Origin of the sequence: Stutzerimonas stutzeri, assembly GCF_024448695.1 — a bacterium.
Classification (GTDB): domain Bacteria; phylum Pseudomonadota; class Gammaproteobacteria; order Pseudomonadales; family Pseudomonadaceae; genus Stutzerimonas; species Stutzerimonas stutzeri_T.
Genome location: NZ_JAMOHY010000050.1, coordinates 1 through 2,962 on the forward strand (window position 1 = coordinate 1; position 2,962 = coordinate 2,962).

General features: G+C 52.5%; 3 protein-coding genes and 3 tRNA genes. All 6 read left to right on the forward strand.

Going from position 1 to position 2,962, the window contains the following annotated elements:
* Positions 1 to 62 precede the first annotated feature (62 nt).
* The 6 genes from birA (at position 63) to NAV32_RS17510 (ending at position 2,877) form a co-directional block, all read left to right on the forward strand.
* Positions 63 to 1,025: a bifunctional biotin--[acetyl-CoA-carboxylase] ligase/biotin operon repressor BirA gene (gene birA, locus NAV32_RS17485; RefSeq protein ID WP_256054049.1), complete on the forward strand. Its 963-nt coding sequence runs from the start codon at positions 63 to 65 to the stop codon at positions 1,023 to 1,025.
* Complete coding sequence (locus NAV32_RS17490; protein ID WP_256054050.1) at positions 1,015 to 1,761, forward strand: type III pantothenate kinase; 747 nt, start codon at positions 1,015 to 1,017, stop codon at positions 1,759 to 1,761. Before birA ends, NAV32_RS17490 begins: the two co-directional genes overlap by 11 nt.
* Before the next feature lie 7 nt (positions 1,762 to 1,768).
* Positions 1,769 to 2,443 carry an SPOR domain-containing protein gene (locus tag NAV32_RS17495; RefSeq protein ID WP_256054051.1) on the forward strand — a complete coding sequence of 225 codons (675 nt, stop codon included), beginning with the start codon at positions 1,769 to 1,771 and terminating at the stop codon, positions 2,441 to 2,443.
* 140 nt (positions 2,444 to 2,583) lie between these two features.
* A tRNA-Tyr gene (locus tag NAV32_RS17500) sits at positions 2,584 to 2,668 on the forward strand.
* Between the two features lie 25 nt (positions 2,669 to 2,693).
* Positions 2,694 to 2,767, forward strand: a tRNA-Gly gene (locus NAV32_RS17505).
* A gap of 34 nt (positions 2,768 to 2,801) precedes the next feature.
* A tRNA-Thr gene (locus tag NAV32_RS17510) sits at positions 2,802 to 2,877 on the forward strand.
* Positions 2,878 to 2,962 lie beyond the last annotated feature (85 nt).

Sequence of the window (2,962 nt, forward strand, 5' to 3'; positions counted from 1 at the left end):
GCAAATGCTGTGGGTTCTTTTTAAATCTGTCGCTATGATGCCCGCCTTGTAGAAGGGGTTGTATGAACAGGTTGCTGGAAATTTTACAAGATGGTCGTTTTCACTCGGGGCAGGAGCTTGGAGCCCTCCTTGGGATAAGTCGTAGCGCGGTATGGAAGCACTTGCAACGGCTTGAGCTGGCTCTGGGAATACAGCTCTACAAAGTACCCGGACGAGGTTATCGACTGGCTGAGTCCATCTCATTACTTGATATTGAAAGTAGTACTGCGGTGCTCAACCAGCTCGGCTGGGGGCTGAAGGCTATGGATAGCACTGACTCGACCAATGCAGAAGCTCTGCGGATGCTGCTTGCGGGTGTCAGGGCGCCATTCGTAGTGCTGGCAGACGCGCAGAGCAGTGGAAGGGGGCGTCGGGGTCGTACCTGGGTGAGTCCGCCGGCGCAGAACCTTTACTACACCCTGGCGCTTACCATATCGGGTGGCCCACAACGTTTGGCCGGCTTGAGTTTGGTTGTGGGGCTTGCGGTAATGGAGGCTTTGCGCAAGATAGGCGTGGAGCAGTCCGGTGTTAAATGGCCAAATGATATTTATGCCAATGGAAAAAAAATTGCTGGAATACTGATGGAGCTGACAGGTGATCCTGCAGATCTCTGCCATGTAGTTATCGGCATCGGTATCAACGTCAATATGACTGCCAGCCCTGGTGAGATAGAGCAAGCCTGGACCTCGGTGCGTAATGAGACTTCAGTGCTGGTGGATCGAAACGAGCTCGTTCGAGTCTTGAGTCATTCACTGCACCATTACTTGAGGCGACATGCCGAGGAAGGCTTTGTCGGGCTTAGGTCAGAGTGGGAAGCTAGCAATATCTGGCACGCGCAGCATTGCTGTTTGAGTACTGGATCGCAGCAGGTCAAGGGCGTGGTGCTGGGTGTCGATAACCAAGGGGCGCTAAGGTTGGGGGTAGATGGTCATGAGAAATGTTTCAGTGGCGGCGAGCTCAGTTTGAGGCTTGAAGATGATTCTTGAGCTCGATTGCGGTAATAGTTTCATCAAGTGGCGGGTGCTCAATCCGGCAGTGGATAACAGTGTTCAGGCGTCCGGCGTTGTAAGTGAGGTTGATTACCTGCTGAGTGAGCTGATCTCTTTATCTTCGATAAAAATATCCAAGTGTCGACTGGTCAGTGTCAGAGGCGATAACGAGACCAAGCTACTGGCAGGGGTGATAGCCAACTCTCTCGGTATAGAGGTGGTGAGTGCTGTTTCTTCCAGGGAGCTTGGTGGGGTAATAAACGGTTACAAAGACTTTGAGCGCCTTGGGCTTGATCGCTGGCTGGCCCTTGTAGGTGCATATCAGTTGTGCAGTGGCCCATGTGTTGTAATTGATCTCGGTACGGCGGTGACTATCGACTTGGTTGGTAGTGGGGGAGAGCATTTGGGGGGCTATATAACGCCCGGTATGTCGCTTCTGACAGAGCAGTTGCGCACTCACACCAAGCGGATTTTATACGATGCGCAGGAGGCGCAGGCGGCACTGAGCGATACCTCGCCAGGGCGCAGTACAAGTGAGGCGCTCGAGCGTGGTTGCTTGATGATGCTGCGCGGCTATATCGATAGCCAGATTGATAGTGCTGCGCAATATCTTGGCACGCAGCCGGAGATTTTTGTGACTGGTGGCGATGCCGCCCTGTTTGGTAGCGGACGGCAAGTGAGGAGGGTGCCGGATCTGGTGTTCAAAGGGCTAGCGATAGCCTGTCCATTATGAGGTTCAGATGCGTTGGTTTCTGCTGCTCCTAATACTGCTTAACTCGTTTTACTACCTTCATCATCAGCAGCAGCACGCTCCTTGGTATGAAGAGCAATCGCTTCCAGTATTAACCGGTAGTCAGCCTGATACAGGTATCCGGTTGTTGAGTGAGACGAGTGAGCCAGCAAAGCGCATTTCATCTGCAGTGGCGGCGGAAGATGGAACTTGTCTGTTTCTTGGCGGGTTCGATGATGAGTCATTGGCAGCGGCGTTGCGCCAGCGCTTGCTGAGTCTGGATATAGCGTCGACGCTGGAGGGTGTCGATGTGGCTGCAGGGGTGGACTATTGGGTGTATCTGCCGCCACTGGTTTCTCGTCAGGCTTCTTTGCGTCAGCTTCGAGAGCTGCAGTCACGAAACATAGATAGCTACATCATCACGGTTGGTGATCTCTCCAATGGAATTTCTTTGGGAATATTTTCGCGAAAGGACTCGGCGCAAGGCGTCGTCAGTCGGCTGAGCGAGCTTGACTACAGTGCGTTGATTCGGGAATTGCCAAGGGCTCACCGAAAATATTGGGCTCGTGTAGAAAGCGTCGACTTGCATCAAGTCGACGATCAACTGCTTGTGACGCTAGTGCGAGACTTCACTGCCTTGCAGCATCGGCAAATGCCCTGTGCAAGCGTTGCAACTTCTGAATAGTTTGCATAGAATGGCGCCCGCTTCGCGGTGCGATCCTTGTGGTTGTTCGCAAGTGCCTGTCAGTAGAGCTAACCTCAGGTTTTTAAATGAGAAAATGCTTGACAGGTAGAGGTTAGGCATAGAGAATGCCGCCTCGTTTTGGAGGGGTTCCCGAGTGGCCAAAGGGATCAGACTGTAAATCTGACGTCATCGACTTCGAAGGTTCGAATCCTTCTCCCTCCACCAGATTCAAGCGTAGGCTTCAGGTAGCGCGGGTATAGTTTAGTGGTAGAACCTCAGCCTTCCAAGCTGATGATGCGGGTTCGATTCCCGCTACCCGCTCCATGTTTAAGTCTGTGCAAAAGATTAAAAGTGTTGCGCTCATGTAGCTCAGTTGGTAGAGCACACCCTTGGTAAGGGTGAGGTCAGCGGTTCAAATCCGCTCATGAGCTCCAGAACCCAAAGGCAGATATGTATATATCTGCCTTTGTTTTAATGGTGGCGTGACTAGCTCAATTCAACGATGGGAGACGGTCTCGA